Origin of the sequence: Pseudomonas sp. URIL14HWK12:I12 (assembly GCF_003097135.1) — a bacterium.
Lineage (GTDB): Bacteria > Pseudomonadota > Gammaproteobacteria > Pseudomonadales > Pseudomonadaceae > Aquipseudomonas.
In genome coordinates, this window is the sequence record NZ_QEQL01000004.1 from 315,671 (window position 1) to 336,875 (window position 21,205).

General features: G+C 60.5%; 23 protein-coding genes and 1 tRNA gene. 12 read left to right on the top strand and 12 right to left on the bottom strand.

What is annotated here, in order from left to right; translation table 11 throughout:
• Positions 1 to 50: 50 nt before the first annotated feature.
• The 3 genes from F474_RS14120 to F474_RS14130 form a co-directional block, all read right to left on the bottom strand.
• Positions 51 to 977 carry an AEC family transporter gene (locus tag F474_RS14120; RefSeq protein ID WP_097084984.1) on the bottom strand — a complete coding sequence of 309 codons (927 nt, stop codon included), beginning with the start codon at positions 975 to 977 and terminating at the stop codon, positions 51 to 53.
• A 58-nt stretch (positions 978 to 1,035) separates the two neighbouring features.
• On the bottom strand, positions 1,036 to 1,863 hold the full coding sequence (cheR, locus tag F474_RS14125) for a protein-glutamate O-methyltransferase CheR (protein WP_097084983.1): 828 nt from the start codon (positions 1,861 to 1,863) through the stop codon (positions 1,036 to 1,038).
• A 62-nt stretch (positions 1,864 to 1,925) separates the two neighbouring features.
• On the bottom strand, positions 1,926 to 2,852 hold the full coding sequence (locus F474_RS14130) for a chemotaxis protein CheV (RefSeq protein WP_097085253.1): 927 nt from the start codon (positions 2,850 to 2,852) through the stop codon (positions 1,926 to 1,928).
• Between the two features lie 93 nt (positions 2,853 to 2,945).
• Between F474_RS14130 and flgA the strand changes: the two genes are divergently transcribed.
• From flgA to F474_RS14150, 4 genes are all read left to right on the top strand, one after another.
• Positions 2,946 to 3,698: a flagellar basal body P-ring formation chaperone FlgA gene (gene flgA, locus F474_RS14135; protein WP_097084982.1), complete on the top strand. Its 753-nt coding sequence runs from the start codon at positions 2,946 to 2,948 to the stop codon at positions 3,696 to 3,698.
• A gap of 149 nt (positions 3,699 to 3,847) precedes the next feature.
• Entirely contained in the window at positions 3,848 to 4,159 is a 312-nt protein-coding gene (gene flgM / locus F474_RS14140) for a flagellar biosynthesis anti-sigma factor FlgM (RefSeq protein ID WP_097084981.1), read from the top strand.
• Between the two features lie 45 nt (positions 4,160 to 4,204).
• Positions 4,205 to 4,672 (top strand): flagella synthesis protein FlgN, encoded by a 468-nt coding sequence (locus F474_RS14145; RefSeq protein WP_097084980.1) that lies wholly within the window; start codon positions 4,205 to 4,207, stop codon positions 4,670 to 4,672.
• 75 nt (positions 4,673 to 4,747) lie between these two features.
• Entirely contained in the window at positions 4,748 to 5,491 is a 744-nt protein-coding gene (locus tag F474_RS14150) for a flagellar brake protein (protein ID WP_097084979.1), read from the top strand.
• Positions 5,492 to 5,544: 53 nt separating this feature from the next.
• Here F474_RS14150 and F474_RS14155 read toward each other — a convergent pair whose 3' ends face one another.
• The 3 genes from F474_RS14155 to F474_RS14165 all read right to left on the bottom strand — a co-directional run bounded on the left by F474_RS14155 (position 5,545) and on the right by F474_RS14165 (position 8,315).
• Positions 5,545 to 6,828, bottom strand: a complete 1,284-nt coding sequence (locus tag F474_RS14155; RefSeq protein WP_097084978.1) for an MFS transporter — start codon at positions 6,826 to 6,828, stop codon at positions 5,545 to 5,547.
• Between the two features lie 196 nt (positions 6,829 to 7,024).
• Positions 7,025 to 8,020 (bottom strand): sensor domain-containing diguanylate cyclase, encoded by a 996-nt coding sequence (locus tag F474_RS14160; RefSeq protein ID WP_097084977.1) that lies wholly within the window; start codon positions 8,018 to 8,020, stop codon positions 7,025 to 7,027.
• Positions 8,021 to 8,240: 220 nt separating this feature from the next.
• Positions 8,241 to 8,315 (bottom strand) — tRNA-Arg (locus F474_RS14165).
• A gap of 331 nt (positions 8,316 to 8,646) precedes the next feature.
• Between F474_RS14165 and F474_RS14170 the strand changes: the two genes are divergently transcribed.
• Positions 8,647 to 8,907 (top strand): hypothetical protein, encoded by a 261-nt coding sequence (locus tag F474_RS14170; RefSeq protein ID WP_097084976.1) that lies wholly within the window; start codon positions 8,647 to 8,649, stop codon positions 8,905 to 8,907.
• 14 nt (positions 8,908 to 8,921) lie between these two features.
• Positions 8,922 to 9,107 (top strand): PA3371 family protein, encoded by a 186-nt coding sequence (locus tag F474_RS14175; protein WP_097084975.1) that lies wholly within the window; start codon positions 8,922 to 8,924, stop codon positions 9,105 to 9,107.
• Here F474_RS14175 and phnN read toward each other — a convergent pair.
• Positions 9,095 to 9,679, bottom strand: coding sequence for a phosphonate metabolism protein/1,5-bisphosphokinase (PRPP-forming) PhnN (phnN, locus tag F474_RS14180; protein WP_097084974.1), 585 nt, complete (start codon positions 9,677 to 9,679; stop codon positions 9,095 to 9,097). The two genes, F474_RS14175 and phnN, sit on opposite strands and share 13 nt — an antisense overlap.
• Positions 9,680 to 10,060: 381 nt before the next feature.
• Between phnN and F474_RS14185 the strand changes: the two genes are divergently transcribed.
• Positions 10,061 to 10,384 carry an Arc family DNA-binding protein gene (locus tag F474_RS14185; protein ID WP_097084973.1) on the top strand — a complete coding sequence of 108 codons (324 nt, stop codon included), beginning with the start codon at positions 10,061 to 10,063 and terminating at the stop codon, positions 10,382 to 10,384.
• 70 nt (positions 10,385 to 10,454) lie between these two features.
• On the opposite strand, the gene mgtE is transcribed toward F474_RS14185, so the two are convergent.
• The 4 genes from mgtE to F474_RS14210 form a co-directional block, all read right to left on the bottom strand.
• On the bottom strand, positions 10,455 to 11,897 hold the full coding sequence (mgtE, locus tag F474_RS14190; RefSeq protein ID WP_097084972.1) for a magnesium transporter: 1,443 nt from the start codon (positions 11,895 to 11,897) through the stop codon (positions 10,455 to 10,457).
• A gap of 641 nt (positions 11,898 to 12,538) precedes the next feature.
• Positions 12,539 to 13,465 (bottom strand): YihY/virulence factor BrkB family protein, encoded by a 927-nt coding sequence (locus tag F474_RS14200; protein ID WP_097084970.1) that lies wholly within the window; start codon positions 13,463 to 13,465, stop codon positions 12,539 to 12,541.
• 91 nt (positions 13,466 to 13,556) lie between these two features.
• On the bottom strand, positions 13,557 to 13,736 hold the full coding sequence (locus tag F474_RS14205; RefSeq protein WP_097084969.1) for a CsbD family protein: 180 nt from the start codon (positions 13,734 to 13,736) through the stop codon (positions 13,557 to 13,559).
• Between the two features lie 120 nt (positions 13,737 to 13,856).
• Positions 13,857 to 14,693, bottom strand: a complete 837-nt coding sequence (locus F474_RS14210; RefSeq protein ID WP_097084968.1) for a S1 RNA-binding domain-containing protein — start codon at positions 14,691 to 14,693, stop codon at positions 13,857 to 13,859.
• Between the two features lie 219 nt (positions 14,694 to 14,912).
• Here F474_RS14210 and F474_RS14215 point away from each other — a divergent pair, with 219 nt between their 5' ends.
• From F474_RS14215 to F474_RS14225, 3 genes are all read left to right on the top strand, one after another.
• Positions 14,913 to 15,641, top strand: a complete 729-nt coding sequence (locus tag F474_RS14215) for a TorF family putative porin (protein ID WP_097084967.1) — start codon at positions 14,913 to 14,915, stop codon at positions 15,639 to 15,641.
• Positions 15,642 to 15,703: 62 nt separating this feature from the next.
• Positions 15,704 to 16,582, top strand: a complete 879-nt coding sequence (locus F474_RS14220) for a DUF6279 family lipoprotein (protein ID WP_097084966.1) — start codon at positions 15,704 to 15,706, stop codon at positions 16,580 to 16,582.
• A gap of 145 nt (positions 16,583 to 16,727) precedes the next feature.
• Entirely contained in the window at positions 16,728 to 17,834 is a 1,107-nt protein-coding gene (locus F474_RS14225; RefSeq protein ID WP_097084965.1) for a nitrate- and nitrite sensing domain-containing protein, read from the top strand.
• Positions 17,835 to 17,849: 15 nt separating this feature from the next.
• Here F474_RS14225 and F474_RS14230 read toward each other — a convergent pair whose 3' ends face one another.
• Positions 17,850 to 18,389 (bottom strand): GNAT family N-acetyltransferase, encoded by a 540-nt coding sequence (locus F474_RS14230; RefSeq protein WP_165830319.1) that lies wholly within the window; start codon positions 18,387 to 18,389, stop codon positions 17,850 to 17,852.
• Positions 18,390 to 18,649: 260 nt separating this feature from the next.
• On the opposite strand from F474_RS14230, the gene glcD reads away from it, so the two are divergent.
• Both glcD and glcE read left to right on the top strand, forming a co-directional pair.
• Positions 18,650 to 20,149, top strand: a complete 1,500-nt coding sequence (glcD, locus tag F474_RS14235) for a glycolate oxidase subunit GlcD (RefSeq protein ID WP_097085252.1) — start codon at positions 18,650 to 18,652, stop codon at positions 20,147 to 20,149.
• Positions 20,149 to 21,204, top strand: a complete 1,056-nt coding sequence (gene glcE / locus F474_RS14240; protein ID WP_097084963.1) for a glycolate oxidase subunit GlcE — start codon at positions 20,149 to 20,151, stop codon at positions 21,202 to 21,204. Before glcD ends, glcE begins: the two co-directional genes overlap by 1 nt.
• Position 21,205 lies beyond the last annotated feature (1 nt).

Genomic DNA, 21,205 nt, shown 5'->3' on the forward strand with positions numbered 1-21,205 from the left:
TAGCAAGGGCCGGGCCAACACCGAGGCTTTGGGCGGCAAGCAATTAGGGTTCAGATTATTGGCAGCAACGATGCGACTGCTAGCGGCAATGCCAAGGCCGCAAGCAGAGTCTGGCAGGCGATGATCCCGGCCATCAGCGGGGCATCGCCGCCCAACTGGCGAGCCATGATGTAGGAGGAGGAGGCGGTGGGCAGGGCTTGGAATACCAGCACTGCGACCGCAGCCGCGCCATCGAGGCCACACAGATGGCATGCCAGCAGCGCCGCCAGCGGCATCAGCAGAAATTTGGCGAAAGAGGAAAACGCCAGTGGCCGCAGCCACCGACGAGCAGCGCTCAGCTCCAACGCCGCGCCTACACATAGCAGCCCCAGCGGTAGCGAAGCCTGACCCAGCGCTCGCAGGGCAGGCTCCACCATGGCCGGCAAACCGATGCCCAGCCCATGCAGAGAAATTCCTGCAAAGCACGCCAGCACCAGCGGGTTGAGTGCCACCTGCCGGGCGACCTTGGCCGGCGGCATTCTCCCGCCGCTGCCAAAACGCGCGAATACCAGCACACACAGAATATTGACCGTTGGCACGATCGCAGCGTTGGCGACCGCCGCCAGCGCCACGCCCTGGGCACCGAATAGGCCAACCATTGCTGACACGCCTACGTAATTGTTGAAGCGCACCCCACCCTGGAATACCGAGGTAAAGGCCGCATCTTCACCGCCTACCCAGGCCCGGGCGCCGACCAACAGCGCGGCAACCAGCAGCGTGGAGCCCACCAGCGCTAGAATCATCGCCTGCACCGGCACCCCATCGAGCCGCGCAGTGGCCATGCCATGCAGGAACAGTGAAGGCAACAGCACGTAGTAGCCAAGCCGCTCGGCTTGTGGCCAAAAACCCTCCGCCAGAAAACCACTGCGCCGGAGCCAGGCACCCATGGCGATCAGCAGCGCGATAGGCACCAGGGCAATCAACAGGGCTAGGGTCATGCGCCTCCCGCAGCGTCATGCCTGGCGCGGCGGCGATCTCGCCGCGCCACAGCTGCAGTCATTTGGCTTGGTAGATGATACCGGGGCTGCACTGGACCATCTGATAGTGGTCTGGCAAGCCATTGAGGGCTTCGGACGCCCCAAGGAACAGATACCCTCCGGGCTTGAGCACGCCATGGATGCGTTTGAGGATGTCTTTTTTCACCTCGGCAGAGAAGTAAATCAGGACATTGCGGCAGAACACCACGTCAAACTTGCCCAGCACCGAATAGCTGTCGAGCAAGTTGATCGGCCGGAACTCGACCCGCGAGCGGATCGGCATCTTGACCGCCCAGCGCCCGCCCGGCTTGCTGTCGAAATACCGCTGCAGACGATCCGGCGAAAGGCCCCGGCCGATGGCCAGGCTGTCATATTCGCCACTCTTGCAGTTGGCGAGCATCGAAGGTGACAGGTCGGTCGCCACGATCTGCGCCCCCATCTTCATCGCACCGGGGTTGCTACGCTCGAATTCGTCGAAGGTCATCGACAGCGAATACGGCTCCTGCCCCGAAGAACAGGCCGCCGACCACACCCGCAGGCGCTGGCCGGGGGAAGCCTTGAGCATTTCCGGGATGACCTTGTTTTTCATCACCTCGAAGGGGTAGGTATCGCGAAACCACAGGGTTTCGTTGGTGGTCATCGCATCGACCACCTGCTCACGCAAGCCCCCGCGGGGCTGGCTCTGGATACGCTGCACCAGCTCACCCAGAGTTTTGATGCCCTGCTGCTCCATCAATTTGTTGAGCCGGCTGGAGACCAGGTACTGCTTGTTCTCCCCCAGCAGGATGCCACAGGCTTTTTCCAGGAAATTCCTGAACTGTTCGAAATCTAGATTGGCCGTTGACAAGCTGCCGCCCCTACTCAAGAAAAGATCGCCAGGCGCTGCGCCCCTGGCCTGTTTAATCACAATCAGCCGCGTGCGTTGATGCGTTCGACTACCCGCGCCGCCAGATCGTCCGGGCGAAACTTGGCCAGGAAGTCATCGGCACCGACTTTCTTGACCATAGCCTGGTTGAACACCCCCGAAAGCGAGGTATGCAGAATGATATGCAATTTCTGCATGCGCGGGTCGTTACGGATTTCCGCCGTTAAGGTATAGCCGTCCATTTCCGGCATTTCGATGTCGGAGATCAACATTAGAAATTCCTGGGACGGGTCCTTGCCCTCGGCCACCATGTTTTTTAGGTATTCCAGCGCCTGGCGGCCATCATTGAGGGCCGTAACCTCAACCCCAACGGTTTCCAGGCAGCGCGTCACCTGCTTGCGCGCTACCGAAGAATCGTCCACGGTCAGCACTCGCAAGGTGGTGGCCTTCTGCTGGACCTCCTCGGTGATCACGCCACTGGAGACGCTCTCAGACATCGGCGACACTTCCGAGAGGATTTTCTCCACGTCGATGATTTCCACCAACTGGTTTTCGACCCGCGTCACCGCCGTGAGGTAGTGATCCCGGCCAGTACCCTTGGGTGGCGGATGAATCGCCTCCCAATTCATGTTCACGATGCGTTCGACCGAGTGCACCAGAAAACCCTGAATCTTGGTGTTGTACTCGGTGATGATTACGAACGCGTCACCCATCTTCTCGAGGCTGCGACCACCGGTCGCCAGCGCCAGGTCGAGAATGGGAATGGTCGCCCCGCGAATGTTGGCTACACCACGCACCACTGGGTTTGCTTTGGGCAACAGGGTCAGCTTGGGGCACTGAAGCACCTCACGAACCTTGAACACGTTGATCCCATACAGTTGCTGGCCGTTCAGACGGAACAACAGCAGCTCAAGGCGGTTCTGCCCTACCAGTTGTGTGCGCTGGTTCACTGAATCCATTACACCAGCCATGTTTGAAGCCTCCGCATTGAACTGTGAAGCGCGCGGTAGCACCGCGCCCAGCCTGATGAAGCAAGTTGGCATGGCCCTTGCTAAAGCCCGGACATGAACACGAAAACGCCATTTTCACGACGACTGATTCACGGCCTGTTCGGCTTGGCCACCTTGATAAGTTTCATCGGCTCTGGACGCTGCCTCGCCGATGACGATGTCACCTTGCCCGAACAGCTTATCGGTGTCACCCAGGGGTTTCTTGAGTTCACGGTGGAAGATTATTTGGCGAAAGCACAAATTGATGGCCGACCGGAGATAGAAGTCAACAATCTTGACCCTCGATTGAACATGCCCGGCTGCGATCAGCAACTTGCAGCTTCGCTGCAGAGCCCGGCAACGCCGGTGGGCCGTGTGGTGGTGAAGATCCGTTGCGAAGGTACGACGCCCTGGACCGTGTTCGTACCGGCGCAAGTGCATCTGCTTCGGCAGGTGGTCACCGTGACACGGCCAATGAAGCGCGAGGAGATCATCGGCCCTGGGGACGTGGCCATGCGTGAACGAGATGTCGGGCCCTTGACTCAAGGTTACCTGACGGCACTTGAACAGGCGGTAGGGCTGAAGTTGGTGCGCCCTGCGGGAATGGACCAAGTGCTTGCGCCGGTGCAGGTGCAGCAGCCGGAGGTAGTGCGCAAGGGTGATCAGGTGGTGATCACCGCTTCCAGTGGCGCTATCGCCGTGCGCATGCCGGGTGAGGCACTGGCCGACGGTGGTGCAGGCGAGCAGATCCGCGTACGCAACCTGCGCTCCAATCGCGTGGTCAAAGCTCGGGTAACGGGGCCCGGGCAGGTAGAAGTCTCGATGTAGGCCTAGCCGAAACTGGCATCCAGAGCTGGTTTTTCCTACACTCTGGCCCTGTTCGACGGCTCCGCGGCGATGAGCGAATTTTTTTCTAAAGTTCTTTCTCATTGCGCCGAAAACAAGGCAAGCGTCCAGAATCCCCGAGGTTTTACATCATGGTTATCGACTTCAACCGCGTGAACGGTGGTACCACACCTGTTAGCGGCACCACCCGTACCAATGGCGTTCGCAGCACCGAAGCGACCAGCCCCGCCAGCGCTGCCGAAAAAACCAGTGCCGCGGCTGATACCGTCAAGCTGTCCGACAACGCCCAGTTCATGCAGAAAGTCACCGGCGACCTGCAGAACCAGCCGGTGGTCAACAGCGCAAAAGTTGCCGAACTGAAAGAAAAGATCGCCAACGGCAGCTACAACGTCGACCCGTTGAAAACTGCTGGCAACATGCTGAAATTCGAAGCCGAGCGCTAAGTTCGGTCGGCTTCGCTGGCCTTGACCCTTTGAGCACGAGCCGCCATGCAAGACACCACTTTGCTGCAACTGATCGAAAGCGACCTGGAGCCTGCGGGGCAACTGCTTGAGCTGCTCCGGGCCGAAGCGGTAGCCCTGTGCGGCCGTGACATGGCGCTGCTGGAAAATATCCTGGCACGCAAACAGTCGTTGATTGTTCAGCTGCAGCAGCATGGCCTCCAGCGCAGCCAGGCCTTGAGCCTGCTGGGCATGAGCCCTGATCGTGAGGGGCTTGAAAGCCTGGCGAAAATCTCCGGCATCGGTGATGAGTTGCTGGCCAAGAGCGAGCTGCTCAATGAGCTGCTCAATCAATGCAAGGCCGTCAATGAAGAAAACGGCCGCGCCATAGCCCAGCAGCAGCACGCGACAGCTAACCAGTTGCGCATTCTCAATGGCGGCGAGCCTCCTTCGCTGTACACGGCGACCGGCACCAAGTCAAAACTGGGCACCTATCGCGCATTCAGCCAGGCGTGATCTGCGGGTTCCAACACGGCCACAACAGTGGCACAATGCCATTGCCGTTATCTTCCGCCTGGAGAGTTTCCCACCGTGTTCAATAGCTCGGCCGACGACGCCCCTCAGCCACCCAAGGTGCTGACTACATCGCTGGAGATCCTGGCAAACCTTCGCGCGTTGCAAGATAGCCACGACCCTTTGATCGTCACGTTCCCCGAGCGGCAGCAACGGTTTCAGAGTTATGTCATCGACGTCGACAAAGACTCAGGGACGCTGATGCTGGACGAGCTGATCCCACGCGATGGCGAGCGTTTCATGTTGGCGGGCGAGCCGTTCAAGGTCGAAGGTTTTCACGATGGCGTGCGCATTGCGTGGGACACCGCCGGCCCGGCTGCACTGGTGGATAACGACCATGGCCGAGGCTACCGCTGCAGCGTCCCGGGCGAACTGATCTACCACCAGCGCCGGAACGCCTTCCGTGCAGCCTTGAAGCTATCGTCGCTGGTTGACGTAGAACTGGCGGGCGACAAGCTGCAAGACAAACTCCGCGGTAAATTGCTGGATATTTCCGCAACCGGTTGCAAACTGCGTTTCGAAGGCGATGTCGGCGGGCGGCTCCAGCTAGGCCAGGTCTACGAACGTTATGCTGCCGCCCTGCCCTTCGGCCCGATCACCACGCCTGTTGAGCTGCGCTACCTGCACTTCGAAGAGCGCCTGGATACCACCTTCGCCGGTGTGCGCTTTCATAACATGTCAGGGCTGGTGAGCCGCAACGTCGAGCGCTTTGTCTATCAGCTGCAGCGCGAAGCTCGGCGCTTCGATAAAGACGACTTCTAAGCCCCAGCGCGCCTTCGAAAAGCCCGGCCAATCGCCGGGCTTTTTCATGCCTGTCATTGCACAGGCGGCGTGTCTGTTTCGTGCATCTGCTCCTGGACCACATGCTCGTCGACGCGCGGGTCGAGTGCCGCAACCAGGGGCGAAGCGGTCATGTTGTCGGGGGTCGGCACGTGATGCAAAGGCGCATCCTCGACCTGATGAAGCCCCGTGACAGCCTTGGGCCTGATCAGCACGACCAGCAAGAGCGCGCAGAGGCTGAAAAACGCGTAGAGCATCTGATGGCCGAACAACTTCATGAGTACGCCGGCGGCCAACGGGCCGATACTGGCGCCCAGGCCGTAGGTCACCAGCAGCATCGCCGTGAGCGAAACCCGCCGCTCCGTCTCGACATGGTCGTTGGCAAATGCCACCGCCAGTGGATAGAGGCTGAACTGCAACAGCGACGCGCCGAACCCCATGATGAACAGGGCCTCGAGCGGTAGCGCGGAAAACACTGCAAGCGGCAGGGTCGCCAAGCACAGCAGCCCGGCGATGATGCGAATCAGCCGGGAGCGGTCGTAGCGGTCCGACAACCAACCCAGCGGCCACTGCACCACCAGCCCTGCGAACACGCAACAGCCCATGAACAAACCGATCCGCTCTGTGGCCAACCCTTGCCCGGCTGCGTACAGCGGCGCCAGGCCATAGAACGAGCCTATCAGCAAGCCTGCGCCCAGCACGGTCGTCAGCGACTGCGGCACGCGACTGAGGAAGAACTTTGGCTCCATCGGCACCGGGTGAAGCGCGGCAGGGTGAATACGCTTGGTGACCGCCACCGGCACCAGGCATAGGGCGAAGCACAGTGCCACGATCATCAGCAAGTCGGGGCCGAGCTGCGGGTGAGCGACCAGCAGCAGTTGGCCGAGTACCAGGCCGAGATAGGAAGCCACCATGTAGCCACTGAACACCAGGCCGCGCTGACGGGCTTCGGCCTGCTCGTTGAGCCAGCTTTCGATCACCATGTATTGCGACATCATCCCCATGCCTACCAGTAGGCGCAGAGCAAGCCATACCGGCAAGTAGCCGACGATGCCGTGCCCAAGCACAGCGGCGGTCACCACACCGGCACAGGCCGTGTAAGCGCGTATATGGCCGACCCGAGCGATAAGCCGGTGGCCCAGCTTGCCGCCCAATACAAGGCCGAAGTAGTACGCTGCAGTGAGCGCCCCGACCCACAGCTCATCGACCCGGTCAGCGGCCAGGCGCAAGCTCAGATAGGTGGTCAGAAGGCCAGAGCCGATCAACATCATCAGCGCAGCAAAATACAACGCGCGAAAATTTTTCCAGACTTGACGCATCGGGCTGCCCAACGGGCTCCTTGATTCGGATGAAGAGATCGGCACGCCCAGCAAGAGCCGGTGCCGCGCATGGCCTTCGATGAATACGACGTTCAACAGTTCAATGGCAACTTTGACGTTGCAAGCAAGCCATTGGCCACACTCATCGCATCTCGCCGCGCCCTAACGTAAACGCTCGCACCGCCCTCGGGGAAATTCAAGCCTGGCAGCTGGAAATGGCGTTCTTCCCGGCGCTCTTGGAACGGTACAGAGCGCGATCGGCACGCAGAAGGAGTTGCTCCTGCGTTTCATCCCGGCCCAACTGCACTACGCCGAAGCTCATCGCCACAGAGAAGCTGCCAATGGGTGGGAGGGCCAGCAGCCGCTCCCGAACGCGGGCTGCCAATGACAGCGCCTCCTGTTCGCATGCCCCGGGCAGCACCAGCATGAATTCGTCGCCTCCCCACCGCGCGAGGGTATCGACCTCGCGAATACACAGGCTGATAGCCTGGGTCGCGGTGATCAATGCAAGGTCGCCGCAGGAATGGCCGTGGGCATCGTTGATACGCTTCAGGTCGTCCATATCCATTGCGATAAGCGACAGCGATTGCTGGAAGCGCTGCGCTCGCTTGTATTGATGGCACAGCACTTGTTCCAGGCGGTGGCGATTAGCGACGCGAGTCAGATTATCGGTTTCCGCCAGGCGCCTATTCTCGTCAAGCTGGCGCCGCAGCGCCTCGTTCAGCTGGCGGAGTTCGCGCGTGCGCTCAGCCACTCGCTGCTCAAAGGCTTCGTCGAGAGGATTACGCGCGCAAATCACTCTGTGCGCGCCGACCATGCGCGCAACCGAGCCGTCCGTGTTACGAGCGATAACCCGAGCGCGATCTTCTATCAAAAGGTAGCTGCCGTCTTTGCACCGGCAACGATACTCCACCTGATAACGGGCTGAGCGCTTGTGAATGTAATCATCGAAATGGCGCATTACGTTGGCCAGATCGTCAGGATGGATAACGCTTTCCCAGGTGTCGACGTCATTGGTAAGGCTATGGGCGGTGTAGCCGAGCATCTCGTACCAGCCAGGGCTGCGGTAGACATAGCCGGTGTTGGCGTTCCAGTCCCAGAGCCCGTCGCTGACGATCTCCAGAATGCTGTGCAGCACTTGCTCGTTAACGTCGCCCACCCTTGCACACGCGGCTTTCGGTATCTCGGCCATGCATCGTCCCTTGATCGCCTTGTCTGGCCAAGGCGCGAGGAAGCAGTTTAATGCACGAAACTTGCAACTTGTTGAAAATATCATTCCAGTGCGGGCGATGACAAAACCTTCGCCCTGAGGGCATACACGACCGTACGCCCTCCCCAATAAGGCCCATGATGTAGGCTAAAGGGTGCCGGCGTAGAGAGGTATGAAAGCGCTCGAATGAGCGATCGAGAAATGGCGTCCCCGGCAGGAATCGAACCTGCACCAAGGCCTTAGGAGGGCCCCGTTCTATCCATTAAACTACGAGGACGCAGCAGCGCCCGCGGGCCCGCTCCAAGCGGCCGGCCGACGAAAGCGGGGCAATTCTGGCAGCTTTAATCAGCTGCTTCAAGCACTTGGCAGCGCGGTGGCTCCATGATTGAGCCCGCGACGGTAAGACATCGCTTACAAGCGATCGGCCACTAACCGGTCATGCATTTTGCACTGCCCGTACCCGGTCATCGTGCAGATTGCATGTGAAAGCAGGCCTGGTTTATCTATAAGATGTTGATTTACATAGATAAAATATCACCGTGCGAATGGCACGACTCCTGCTCCAGATTAAGCATGGCAATAGCCCACACTTGAACCGGACTGATTTCATGAACGCCATCCTTTTCGCACTTAACGTAATCGCGCTCGCGGCATTGGTAACTCTTCACCTTAATACCGACCGTAACGACATGGCGCTGGTTCAAGCTGATACTCAGCACTGGGTCGCCCGGCCAGTCGCGCAACGCGCTGTCATGGATACACAACACATCCGCGCCAGTATGGTCCGCAGCCAGTCCCCTGCCGCACAAGGGGAGCTCGACGGTATGGAGATGGGACAGCCTGCTCCCGTTGAACGTTACGTTTTCTGATTCAGGAGTTTGCCATGTCGCTTTCTGCCGCTGTTTTCCTAGTCGCCACCTGCCTCAGTGTGCTCGGCGCTCTAGTGGCTGATGCCAACGGTGTCGCCGATGGCAAGGTGCTGATGTTCGCCGCCGCATGCTTTGCCGCATTAACGCTTTTGGCATTGATTCGAGGCAAGAGGGTCAGGTTCAACCCTCAGTTACGCTGACGCCGCAAAGCAGCGTCAATAACGCCAACAACGGCCCGCACGGTGACCGCTAAATCTCCGGAGTTGTCTATTCGGACGATATCGACGCCTCCCACCTGCCATTGGCCGGGTTCTTTCAGCAAGGCGTCATTACGCATCAGCCGGCTTTCAATCGCCTCGTCTGTCTCGCGCCCTCTTCCCCGCAAACGCTCCTCCAGCACCCCAGGCGCAACCGTTAACATGATGGGCAGCAGATCAGGATAGCGCGCCAGCGCCTCAGGCAGGTGACCGCGCGAGCCATTGATCAACACGCTTTCCCCCGCCGCCAGGCAAGCCTCGATAGTGTTGGGAATCCCGTACCACAGCTCATTGGCGCGCCAGCACAATGCGAAGGCACCTGCTTCGCGCATTTGTGCGAAGGCTTCGGGCGTCGCCCCCAAAGCACGCTCACCTCGCGACTCCGCCGAACGAGTGATCACTCGCTGAACGACCTCCACGCCCAATGTGGCGAGTTGCTCACGCGCGGCATCGATCACGCTGTCTTTTCCCGAGCCTGAAGGGCCCATCAAATACACCAGTAGTCCTGAATACATAGCCGATGGCCCTCTGCCATTGAACTTGAGCAGGTTTTGATTGCCTTTAGCTGAGACCCCAAAAATGGCGGCGCCTTGCTATGATAGTGGCCTATAGCCAGATCGCGTCGTTAAGTCTTCACTTGCGTGACCGCCATAGGCTTTGGGAGGAGTCTTAATTTTTCCAACCAGTACACATTTTCGACAATAGGTACTGGCACAAAGCCGTTACCCAAGTCAGAATTTGTCACAGAATTGGCGCCAAGCTTATGACGCATTAATGCATCATACCGCCCGCTGCAGACAATTCAGGTGGAACGATTGGCAAATTGTATTGTCGAACCGGCATTCTGCGGCCAAACCTTCCGAGAACCGCTTTCCCTGAACTCAATCGGTAATCCTATGCGCCCAATGAAACAGGCAGTTTATTCCAGCCGTACCGCGGACAAATTCGTGGTGCGCCTTCCTGACGGGATGCGCGAGCGCATCGCTGAAGTCGCTCGTAATCATCATCGCAGCATGAACTCGGAAATCATCGCGCGCCTTGAACAAAGCCTCATCCAGGAAGGCGCTTTGGGCGAAGAACTGAGCATGCGCCTCGATAGCCCAGAGCTGTCATTGCACGAGCGAGAGCTCTTGCAACGCTTTCGCCAGCTTTCCCATCGTCAGCAAAATGCACTGGTTTCGCTGATCGACAGCACCGATGTGAATACCGACGACAACTGATTGGGCGGGTGCTGCAGGAAACACAAAAAACCGGCCTTCGAGCCGGTTTTTTCGTTATCGCTTCAACCTCCTAAATCAGGAATACGGTCGCCAGCCCCAAAAAGATGAAAAACCCGCCGCTATCGGTCATGGCGGTGATCATTACACTGGAGCCCATGGCGGGATCGCGCCCTACCCTCGCCAGCGACATCGGGATAATAACCCCCATCAACGCCGCCAGCATAAGGTTGAGCGTCATGGCCGCAGTCATTACCACGCCCAGCGACCAGCTGTCATAGAGCAGCCAGGCGACCACCCCGATCACCCCGCCCCAGATAAGCCCGTTGAGCACAGCGACGCCCAACTCTTTCTTCATCAGCCGCTTGGTATTGCGAGGGCTGACCTGATCCAGCGCCATCGCCCGAACGATCATGGTGATGGTCTGGTTGCCCGAATTGCCACCGATGCCCGCCACGATTGGCATCAACGCAGCCAAGGCGACCAGATGTGCAATGGACTCTTCGAACAGCCCGATCACACGTGAGGCTATGAAAGCCGTGACCAAGTTGACCGCAAGCCACGACCACCGGTTGCGCAACGAACGCCAGACCGAGGCAAAGATGTCTTCCTCTTCACGAAGGCCGGCCATGTTCAGCACTTCGGTTTCGCTCTCTTCGCGTATCAGGTCGACCATCTCGTCGATGGTGAGGCGGCCGATCAAGCGGGCGTTCTTGTCGACCACTGGCGCCGAGATGAGGTCATAGCGCTCAAACGCCTGGGCTGCTTCGTAGGCGTCGGCGTCAGGGTGGAAAGTCACCGGGTCGCTGGCCATGACATCGGCAACTTGTTTGTCGGGGTCATTGACCAACAGCCGCTTGATTGGCAGCACGCCCTTGAGCACGCCTTGATTGTCGACCACGAAGACTTTGTCAGTGTGCCCCGGCAGCTCGCGCAGCCGGCGCAGATAGCGCAGCACCACCTCCAGCGTGACGTCTTCGCGAATGGTCACCATCTCGAAGTCCATCAACGCGCCGACCTGGTCTTCCTCGTAGCTCAGCGCCGAGCGCACTCGCTCGCGCTGCTGCGCATCGAGGCTTTCCATGAGCTCGTGAACGACGTCGCGGGGCAACTCCGGGGCGAGGTCGGCCAACTCGTCGGCGTCCATTTCGCGGGCGGCGGCGATGATTTCATGGTCGTCCATATCGGCGATGAGCGTTTCGCGCACCGCATCCGAAACTTCCAGCAGGATATCGCCATCGCGCTCCGCCTTGACCAACTGCCATACGGCAAGCCGATCTTCCAAGGGAAGCGCTTCGAGAATGTAGGCCACGTCTGCGGAGTGCAGGTCATCGAGCTTGCGTTGCAGCTCGACTTGGTTTTGCCGGTGAACCAGGTCATCGACGCGAGCCTGGTTCTGACCTTCCTGGCGATGAGTAAGGTCTTCCACGACGCGCTGGCGCTGCAGCAACTCGGTGACTTGTGCCAGGCGATCCTGCAGGCTGTCCTGCAGTTTTTTGACTTCTACTTCGGTCATAGGCGTACTCCACTCCCAGCAGTGGACCACGCCGGGAGATCATTGAATCAATGCTGTGTAGGCGAAACGCTTGTTGAAACTTCTACTGGGGGTGTCCATGGAGGGTATTCCAGAGCCCCGGCGGGGCTGACGGCGGCAATGATACCTGCTCGGCGAACCAATGGCGAAAGAAAATTGGCGCAAAACAATCGCTTGCAGGCATAGCCGGCAGCGATGCGCGTGGGCCGGAATCAAATGGAAAAACATGCCTGCCAAGGCACCGCGGCTGAGCGCTACGCTAGTCAGCGAAGCGGTAGACCGTCATATCAGGGAGGATGTGCCATGCACTGGATGGTTTTTTTCGCAGGCCTGGTTGTGCCAAGTGACGTGCTGGGGCAGGTAGTTCAACGCTGCCCCGGCGAAAGCGGGCACGTGACCTATACATTCGGTGCCTGCCCCGACGGCACGGCGGGTGAATCGGTAAGAGCCTACAACCCCCCACCTGGAACCGTGGCGCCGCACCGGGTGAGTAACACGCCGAGGGTCGCAGTGCCGCTGGTGATCGTTGGGAACCCGGCACCGCAAGGGCCGCCTGCAGTGAAGCCGCCTAAACCCAAACTATCCAAAGCCAAGAGCAAGCGGCCGCGTTACCGCACCATCGATCACTGACGCATGCCCACGGGCTGATGGGCCAGAGGATCGGCCACACCGTCTCCCTCGCCTTCCACCTTTTCGCCTTTGTCCTTACCCTCGGCAGACATGTGCTCGATCACCGCATTCATCTCCGCGCCAAGCAGCAGCACCGCGGCCGAAATGTAGAAGTACAGCAGCAGCACGATGATCGCCCCGATGCTGCCGTACATGGCGTTGTAGTTGGAAAAGCTCTTGACGTAGATCCCGAAGCCAACCGAAGCAATGATCCACACCACAACCGCCAGTACCGAACCGGGGGTTATGAAGCGAAACTGCTGTTTAACGTCCGGCATCACGTAATAAATGAGCGCCACCGCCATCATCATCAACACCACGATCAGTGGCCAACGGGCCAGCGTCCAAAGCGTCACGATGAATTCTTCGATACCCAAGCGAGCGGCGATCCAATTCATCACCTGAGGGCCAAGGACCATCAACGCTGCAGCGCTGAGCAGCATGCCGGCCAGCCCCACGGTGTAGAGCACCGAGAGCGGCAAGCGCTTCCAAAGCGGGCGCTGCTCATTCACATCGTAGGCAGCGTTCATGGCGCTCATCAGCAACCTCACGCCTGCCGAGGCCGTCCATAATGCAATCAGGATACCTACCGATAGCAGCCCGCCCTGGGACTGCTGCAGCTGATCGATCACCGGGTTGACCTGGTCGAGGGCCTGGGGCGGCAGTACCAAGGAAGATTGCATGCGCAGCCAACCGAAAAAGTCCGGAAGGTGCAGGAAACCAATCAAGGCAATCAGAAACAGCAGGAATGGAAACAGCGAAAAGAGCATCTGGTACGCCAATGCCGATGCGTAGGTGGGCATCTCGTCGTCGACGAATTCCTTGACGGTGCGCACCAGTACCTTGCCCAAAGGCAACTGTTTCATATCGGGAAAAATCATCCTGCCTTCCTCTTGCATTCCGGGTTTGCGCCCTTCTGACAGCACAACGGCCATCCCGGGATGGCCGCTGCTATTGCACCCGATCAGGGGGTCAGTGTTTACTGACCGCGTCCTTGACCTTGCCTTTCGTCTGCTGAGCTTCGCCTTTGATTTCCTGGGCCTTGCCCTTGGCCTGCAGCTCGGCACTGTCGGTAGCCTTGCCGACCCCTTGTTTCACTTTACCAGCCGCTTCGTTTGCCATGCCTTTGACTTTGTCTTTGGTGCCACTCATGAGTGAAACTCCTTTGTGGGGATTGAATGATTTCAATCGACATAAAGTTGACCCAGCGCAACGCTGGCAAGTTTCAACGGATATTCATCGCGGTGTTCGGGCCGACGAAGGGTAACCCCCTCAGCGCTTTTCGATTCGATCGTCAAGAATCACCAGATGCCCTTCTTTATAGAGCGAACCGATTGCCTTCTTGAAGTTGCCCTTGCTGACACCGAACAGGTCGGCGATCAACTGCGGATCGCTCTTGTCGCACACCATCAGTGTGCCGCCGCCCTGATTCAATTGCTCGAGGATGCGCTGTTGCAGGTCACTACCGCTAGCTGCGCCGGGCGGCTGGAGGCTCAGCGAGATCTTGCCATCGGCGCGCACCTCGCGAATGTACCCCCGCTCGCGCGACCCTTTGCGCAGGAACTTGAACGCCTCATTTTTGTGAATGAGGCCCCAATGACGATGCTCGATGATGGCGTTGAACCCCAGGTCAGTCTTGCCCGTGACGAGCAGGTCGACTGCTTGGCCTGGGGTGTAGTTCGCGGGGGTTTTGTCCAGGTAGCGGTCGACCCGCGCGCTGGCTGTGATGCGCCGGGTGCGTTGGTCGAGAAAGACATACACCACCACGTAGTCGCCGACGGCCGAGGGGTGTTTTTCTTCAGAGAAAGGAAGCAACAGGTCCTTGGGGAGCCCCCAATCCAGGAACACACCGATGGCATTGACCTGCACCACCTTGAGGCTGGCGAACTGGCCGACCTGAACCTTGGGTTTGGCAGTAGTGGCCAGCAGCCGGTCCTCACTGTCCAGGTAAACGAACACGTTGAGCCAGTCGTCCACCTCTATGGGAGTGCCCTTGGGCACGTATTTGTTCGGCAGCAGGATCTCGCCATCGGCGCCGCCATCCAGATACAGGCCGAACTCGACGGCCTTGACCACTTGCAAACTGTTGAAACGCCCCACCAATGCCATGTCTTGGCTACCTCGTATACGATCCCGCACATTCTACCTGTATATCCCCAGGCATGCCCGCAGCGACAGGAAATCAGGGTTCGCGTGCGCACCGGTGGTCGGCCCAGCGAAGCGGGTCGACGAACGGTAGCCAGCTATGCAATTTCACCGGTATCCTGCAACCCGTCTATTTCGGGCCTGCCAACCGATTTCTTCAGGCGCAACAGCAGGAGCGAATGCATGCCGAACCTTATCAAACAATGGCCGTGGCTGGTGCTGAGCCTGGCAGCTCCCAGCCTTGCCCAGGCGCAGTTGCTTCAGCGCCAGCTCGGGGACTTCGACCTGACGCTGGGCACAACCCCGTCACGCACCATGGCCCAGGGCCTGGTGAGCCCAAGTGCCGGCACCGCCGTGCACGGCGGCCTGGACCTCGCCCACGACAGCGGCTTCTACGTTGGCCAGTGGGCGCCGAGCCTTGGCCTGAGTGATGGCAGCACCCTTGAGCTGGACTCCTACGCCGGCTACAAACGTCGCCTTGGCCCTTCGCTGGGTTATGAGGTCGGGGTAATGAACTACGCCCGCCCTCAACTCGACAACGCCAGCAGCCATCAGCTGTTTGCCGGCTTGAGATTTCTGGGTACCCGTATTGGTGCGGCGCTGAGCGCGGCGAGCGAAACGCGCGCTGGCACCCTGTATGCCGATTTCGGGTCGTTGCCGCTATGGGGGGTGGGCCTCAGCATGAAGGTTACCCATTATCAACTGGCCAGCCCTTACGCCCTCGACGGCGGCGGCCAGGTGGCTGCGTACAGCGATTGGTCAATGCAGCTGTCGCGCCCTTGGCGGGGCACCGACCTGAATGTCAGCTGGAGCAATTCCGACCTCGACGGCCAGGGGTGCGCAGCGTATGCCGGGCATAACCCCGAATGCGGCAGCACGCTCATGCTGCGAGCTGCCCGCTCGTTCTTTTAACGGAACCCTGTCTCCGGTAAAGGCCTCTATGGCGGTGAACCTGCCGCCTGCGAGGCCTTGCCATGCTGTACGCGCTGAGCCGGACACTGCTGTACCTCACTGCCCTGCTGGCGCTTGCCAGCTGCACCCGCCTTGACCTGGCCTATCGTAATCTGGACGTGCTCATTCCTTGGTCGCTCAGTGACTACCTGGACATGAACCGCCAGCAAAAACGTTGGCTCAACGAACAGCTCAAGGAGCAACTGCAGTGGCATTGCACCACGCAGCTGCCCGGCTACCTGCCATGGATCGATCGATTCCAGGCCATGGTGCGTGAAGGCTCGGCAAGTGATGCGCAGTTGCAGGCTCTGACACATGACGCCGAGCTGGCAGTGAAACAGGTGGCGCAACAGATCACCCCCTCTGCGGTGCAATTGCTACAAGGGCTGAGTGACGAGCAGGTGGCGACCTTGCGCCAGGCATTTACCGATGACCTTGCAAAACGCCGAAAGGCGTTGGTGCAGCCGCCATTGGCGGAACAGATCGACGAACGCGCCGAACGCATGCAGGACCGCCTTAAACCCTGGATCGGAAAACTCAATGACGCCCAGCGAACATCGGTTCGCGCCTGGTCGAGCCAGCTTGGGGCTCAAAATCGCGCATGGATGGACAATCGTGAACACTGGCAGACCTTGCTACTGGCCGCCCTGGAGCAGCGCCACCAACCTGGCTTCGCCGACCGCATTGGGCAGCTGCTCCAGGAGCGCAGAGCGCTATGGACCAACGATTACCGCGTGGCGTGGAACGCTACTGAGTTGGCTACACGCCAACTGATCATCGCGCTGCTTTCGACCAGCACATCCGAGCAGCGCATACAGTTGCTGAGCCGGCTTGAAAAGCTCAAAAGCGATTTCTCTGAGCTGGAATGCTTCAAATCCGCACGCAAGGCCGATGACGTGTAAACGCCTTAATCTTCCGACTTGTCAAAACGAAGGCTCCACGCTGGCCGTTTACACATTCGGCTCCTCTGGCAGGCCCACTGTACGAGCCGTGCGGCATTAGGCACACTGGCCCTGCGGTTTTCACGACCCCGCCTGCGGAGCCTCCATGCCTGACCGACACATGCCCCCTGCCCTGCGCTTCATGCTCGCCGCCCGGCGCATGGAATTGAGCAGCCTGGAAGGCTTGGCCCTGACCTGTGAGCTGGTAACGCGGATATGCCAACTGGTGCATGCTCTGCAGCGCGAGCGCGGTTATTCGAATCTCTATCTGGGCAAGCCCGACCACGTGCACCTGAACCAGCTACATCGCCTGAGCGAGGACGCACAGCTCATCGAGCAGGCGGTGTGCGCCCGGTTCGAGGCGATGGGGCTAGACACCACGGGCGCCGTAGACTGCGCGCGGTTATTCAACCGCATCGCCTTTGTGCTGCAGAGCCTGCAGGCGCTGCCGCCGTTGCGTCGGCGCATCCGCGAGCGGCGGCTGGAGCCGCATCAAGCCGTGGTCGGGCTGACTCAGATGATCGATAGTTTGCTGGCGGTGGTGCGAGAAGCCGCCAACAGTGCCAGCGACCCGGCGATCACTCGGCAACTGGTGGCGCTGTTTACCTTCATGCAGGGCAAAGAACTTGCCGGCCAGGAACGTGCTACCGGCGTAGCCGGCTTCATCGCTGGCTGGTTCGATGCTGCCCTGCATGCCCGTATGGATGAACTCGGCCACGCGCAAGCACGATGCTTCGACACCTTCGTTCGTTTCGCCTCGGAACGCGCCCTCGCGTTATGGGAGGCTCAGGCTGTAAGCGAAAACACCGAGCAGTTCGAGGCGTTGCGCATTGTGGCGCTACAGTCCACTGAACAGGCGCAGGTCGATGTAGGCTTTTCGGAACTGTGGTTCGACCTGTGCACCCAGCGCCTCGACGCGTTGCACGGTATCGAGCAAGCGCTGACACAAGCGCTGGCGCACCTCTGCCAACGCAGCATCGCCGCCGCCCGCAGCGACCTGGAGAACCACCGCTTGCTGCTGGGGCGCCTGGCGCTGCTCGATGCAGACCCGCCGCAGCCTCCCGGCGCGCTGGCTAGCGAACCTGGCGTGCTAGTGGATGCACTGGCTTCAGGCGGCTCGGTGCTGGACCTGCTCCGGGCACAGGCGCAGCGCTTGGCCAAGGTTACCGAGGAACTCGAAAAAGCCCGCAGCCCGCTGACAGCCCACCCGTAGCGAGGTGTTCAACGATCAGTTGCCCCTCCAAGCCAGTGAAAGGGTGGGAGGTCGATGATACTGGCCGGCGTTGAGGGTCAGGCACCATGCTTGTGCCTGGGTGGGCAGGTCAGCGCCGCAGGGGCGGCCGATCGGCGAGAACCCAAGGGCAGCGTGCAACGGGTGGTCATGATCATGGCCATACGGCAGGGCCACATACAGCGCGAGAAACCCCTCCTCTGCCAACGCCTGGATCAATGCTTTGTATAACGTCTCGGCAATCATGGCCTGCCCGGGGCCGGGCAATGCATGCACGTGCACATCCACCGACCAGCGCAGCCCCAGCCCGGCTCGGTGCGCACTCGCCCAGGCCAGCCCCTGTACCGCGCCTTCGGCAGGCGCCTGGGCTACCAGGAACGGATAGCGCCCCAAGGTGGCTTCTATCAGAGCGCCGGTACCGATTTCGCTGTGCGGGATTTCGACGGCTAGCGCCATAGCGCTGCCGGGGTGAGCGAGAACCTGCCAGGCCGCTGCCCGGTCGGCCAGGAGCGCCGGGCGTATCGTTGAAAAGGTCATACCAAGAACTCCGCCTTGAATACATGGCGCGGGCCGTCCTGGGCTTGCCATTGAATACTTTTGAATCGAGTTTGAATCCAACTTTTAGGGTAATACAACCCCGGGCGGATGTTCGGCACTGACCTGAATCAAAAGTGCTGCACAATGGCATGCAAGGTGCTGGCATTGTGACAGCCATCACACTGCGATTGGACAACCGCCCATAGGGCAGCCATCTTCAGATGCACGACTATAAAGAAGCCAAGCCTGAAGCCGCGCCGATGAACATCCTTCACGACCCTCACCTCGATGGCCATTTGCCCGACGTCGACCGCCCTCGTCTGATTGAAGCACTGCGCAATCACTGCTCAGGCATGAGGCTGCTTACCGAGGCCGAGGAGCTCGCGCCCTATGAATGCGATGGGCTTTCAGCCTACCGCACCCCGCCCCTGCTGGTGGCTTTGCCGGAGCACGTTGAGCAGGTTAAAGCGCTGCTGCGCGTTTGCCATCGCCAGGGGGTGCCAGTAGTGGCGCGTGGCGCAGGCACGGGATTATCCGGGGGCGCATTGCCGCTGGCTCAAGGGGTGCTGCTGGTGATGGCGCGCCTGAACCGGATACTTGAGCTCGACCCTGCCGCCTGCCGGGCCCGCGTGCAGCCGGGGGTGCGTAACGCCGCCATCTCCCAGGCTGCTGCAGCCTATGGGCTTTACTACGCCCCTGACCCCTCCTCGCAGATCGCCTGCTCGATCGGCGGCAACGTCGCCGAGAACGCTGGCGGTGTGCATTGCCTGAAATACGGGTTGACGGTCCATAACATCACTCAGGTAAAGCTGCTGACGATGGCCGGCGACGAACTCACCTTTGGCAGCGAGGCACTGGACGCGCCAGGCCTGGACCTGCTGGCGCTGTTCACAGGCTCGGAAGGTTTGCTCGGTGTGGTCACTGAAGTAACCGTCCGGCTGCTGCCGCGGCCCCCACTGGCGCGAGTGCTGCTCGCCAGTTTCGAAACGGTCGAACACGCGGCCGAGGCCGTAGGCGCAATCATTGCCGCCGGTATCGTGCCGGCAGGGCTCGAGATGATGGACAACCTGGCAATACGCGCTGCCGAGGACTTCATCCAGGCAGGCTATCCGGTGGATGCCCAGGCCATCCTGCTGTGCGAGCTCGACGGCGTTGCAAGTGATGTCGAGGAGGATTGCGCACTGGTAAGCCAGCTACTTCGCGACGCGGGCGCACAGGCAGTGAGGCAGGCCCGCGACGAGGCCGAACGCCTGAAATTCTGGGCTGGGCGCAAGAACGCATTCCCTGCCGTTGGCCGCCTGGCCCCGGACTATTACTGCATGGACGGCACTATCCCGCGCCGTGCGCTGGCCCAGGTGCTGCGAGGCATTGCGCAACTGGCCCAGGCCCATGGGCTGCGTGTGGCCAACGTGTTTCATGCCGGGGACGGTAACATGCACCCGCTGATTCTGTTCGATGCTGACCAGCCGGGCGAGCTACATCGGGCCGAGGCACTGGGTGGCAAGATCCTGGAGCTGTGCGTAGCGGTCGGCGGCAGCATCACCGGCGAACACGGCGTCGGCCGGGAGAAGATCAACCAGATGTGCGCGCAGTTCAACACCGCCGAGATCGCACTGATGCATCGAGTCAAAGCGGCGTTCGACCCCGAAGGGCTGCTCAACCCCGGCAAGAATGTACCCACCCTGCAGCGTTGCGCGGAATTCGGCGCGCAGCATGTGCACCACGGCCAGTTGCCCTTTGCAGACTTGGAGCGTTTCTGATGCTGGGCCAGGACGCAATTGCTCGGTGGCGCGATCAGATACGCGCGGCGCGCGCCGACCACACGGCACTGCTTATTCAAGGCAGCGGCAGTAAGCGTTTTCTCGGCCCAGCCAAGCATGTTCCCATGCAACTGATCGACACCCGCGACCACCACGGCATCGTCCACTACGACCCTACTGAGCTGGTGCTCACCGCGCGCGCCGGCACCTCGCTGGCCCTCATCGAGGCTGCGCTGGCCGAGCACCGGCAGATGCTTGCCTTCGAGCCGCCCCACCTGGGCCCCGGGGCAACGCTCGGGGGTGCGGTCGCCAGTGGCCTGGCCGGCCCTCGCAGGCCGTGGGCTGGAGCAGTACGCGACTTCGTGCTGGGGTGCCGCTTGGTCGATGCCGAGGGCGAGTTGCTGCGCTTCGGTGGTGAAGTCATGAAAAACGTTGCCGGCTACGACCTTTCACGGCTGATGGCCGGAAGCTACGGAAGCCTTGCCCTGATTGCGGACGTTTCGCTCAAAGTGCTTCCGGTACCCCGGGCACGGAAAAACCTGAGCCTTGCGATGAACGCCAGCCAGGCCCTTCAGGCACTGGCCCAATGGCGCCAGACGCCGTTGCCGCTAAGCGCCGCCTGCCATGATGGCCAGCGGTTGCATCTGCGCTTGGAGGGGGGTGAGGGCTCTGTGGCCGACGCTGCTTTGCACCTGGGGGGAGAACCTTTGGATGAGGGCTTTTGGCAGGCACTGAACGAACAACGCCACCGTTTTTTCGCGAGCGGCCCGGTGTGGCGGCTGGCGCTACCGCCAGGCTGCCCTGAACTGGCCTTGCCGGGCCAGCAGTGGTTGGACTGGGGCGGCTGCCAGCGTTGGCTGTGCAGCGATGAGCCCGCCCAGCGCATTCTGCAAGCCGCCAAGGAAGCTGGCGGCCACGCACGCCCCTGGCGCAACGTGCCTGGCCAGGTTCCCCATGCCCTGGAGCCGCGCTTGGTGCCACTGCACCAAAGGCTCAAGGCAGCTTTCGACCCACACGGGGTGTTCAACCCCGGCTGGCTGCACCCGGAGGTCTGAC

What these genes read in the sequence shown, in the direction of transcription:
- F474_RS14160 (WP_097084977.1), bottom strand. Translation starts at nt 8,020, where the DNA reads ATGGCCGAGATACCGAAAGCCGCGTGTGCAAGGGTGGGCGACGTTAAC.
- flgM (WP_097084981.1), top strand. Translation starts at nt 3,848, where the DNA reads ATGGTTATCGACTTCAACCGCGTGAACGGTGGTACCACACCTGTTAGC.
- F474_RS14145 (WP_097084980.1), top strand. Translation starts at nt 4,205, where the DNA reads ATGCAAGACACCACTTTGCTGCAACTGATCGAAAGCGACCTGGAGCCT.
- F474_RS14170 (WP_097084976.1), top strand. Translation starts at nt 8,647, where the DNA reads ATGAACGCCATCCTTTTCGCACTTAACGTAATCGCGCTCGCGGCATTG.
- F474_RS14205 (WP_097084969.1), bottom strand. Translation starts at nt 13,736, where the DNA reads ATGAGTGGCACCAAAGACAAAGTCAAAGGCATGGCAAACGAAGCGGCT.
- F474_RS14175 (WP_097084975.1), top strand. Translation starts at nt 8,922, where the DNA reads ATGTCGCTTTCTGCCGCTGTTTTCCTAGTCGCCACCTGCCTCAGTGTG.
- F474_RS14230 (WP_165830319.1), bottom strand. Translation starts at nt 18,389, where the DNA reads ATGACCTTTTCAACGATACGCCCGGCGCTCCTGGCCGACCGGGCAGCG.
- F474_RS14120 (WP_097084984.1), bottom strand. Translation starts at nt 977, where the DNA reads ATGACCCTAGCCCTGTTGATTGCCCTGGTGCCTATCGCGCTGCTGATC.
- F474_RS14225 (WP_097084965.1), top strand. Translation starts at nt 16,728, where the DNA reads ATGCCTGACCGACACATGCCCCCTGCCCTGCGCTTCATGCTCGCCGCC.
- F474_RS14130 (WP_097085253.1), bottom strand. Translation starts at nt 2,852, where the DNA reads ATGGCTGGTGTAATGGATTCAGTGAACCAGCGCACACAACTGGTAGGG.
- mgtE (WP_097084972.1), bottom strand. Translation starts at nt 11,897, where the DNA reads ATGACCGAAGTAGAAGTCAAAAAACTGCAGGACAGCCTGCAGGATCGC.
- F474_RS14210 (WP_097084968.1), bottom strand. Translation starts at nt 14,693, where the DNA reads ATGGCATTGGTGGGGCGTTTCAACAGTTTGCAAGTGGTCAAGGCCGTC.
- phnN (WP_097084974.1), bottom strand. Translation starts at nt 9,679, where the DNA reads ATGTATTCAGGACTACTGGTGTATTTGATGGGCCCTTCAGGCTCGGGA.
- F474_RS14215 (WP_097084967.1), top strand. Translation starts at nt 14,913, where the DNA reads ATGCCGAACCTTATCAAACAATGGCCGTGGCTGGTGCTGAGCCTGGCA.
- F474_RS14220 (WP_097084966.1), top strand. Translation starts at nt 15,704, where the DNA reads ATGCTGTACGCGCTGAGCCGGACACTGCTGTACCTCACTGCCCTGCTG.
- glcE (WP_097084963.1), top strand. Translation starts at nt 20,149, where the DNA reads ATGCTGGGCCAGGACGCAATTGCTCGGTGGCGCGATCAGATACGCGCG.
- F474_RS14155 (WP_097084978.1), bottom strand. Translation starts at nt 6,828, where the DNA reads ATGCGTCAAGTCTGGAAAAATTTTCGCGCGTTGTATTTTGCTGCGCTG.
- flgA (WP_097084982.1), top strand. Translation starts at nt 2,946, where the DNA reads ATGAACACGAAAACGCCATTTTCACGACGACTGATTCACGGCCTGTTC.
- F474_RS14200 (WP_097084970.1), bottom strand. Translation starts at nt 13,465, where the DNA reads ATGATTTTTCCCGATATGAAACAGTTGCCTTTGGGCAAGGTACTGGTG.
- F474_RS14185 (WP_097084973.1), top strand. Translation starts at nt 10,061, where the DNA reads ATGCGCCCAATGAAACAGGCAGTTTATTCCAGCCGTACCGCGGACAAA.
- glcD (WP_097085252.1), top strand. Translation starts at nt 18,650, where the DNA reads ATGAACATCCTTCACGACCCTCACCTCGATGGCCATTTGCCCGACGTC.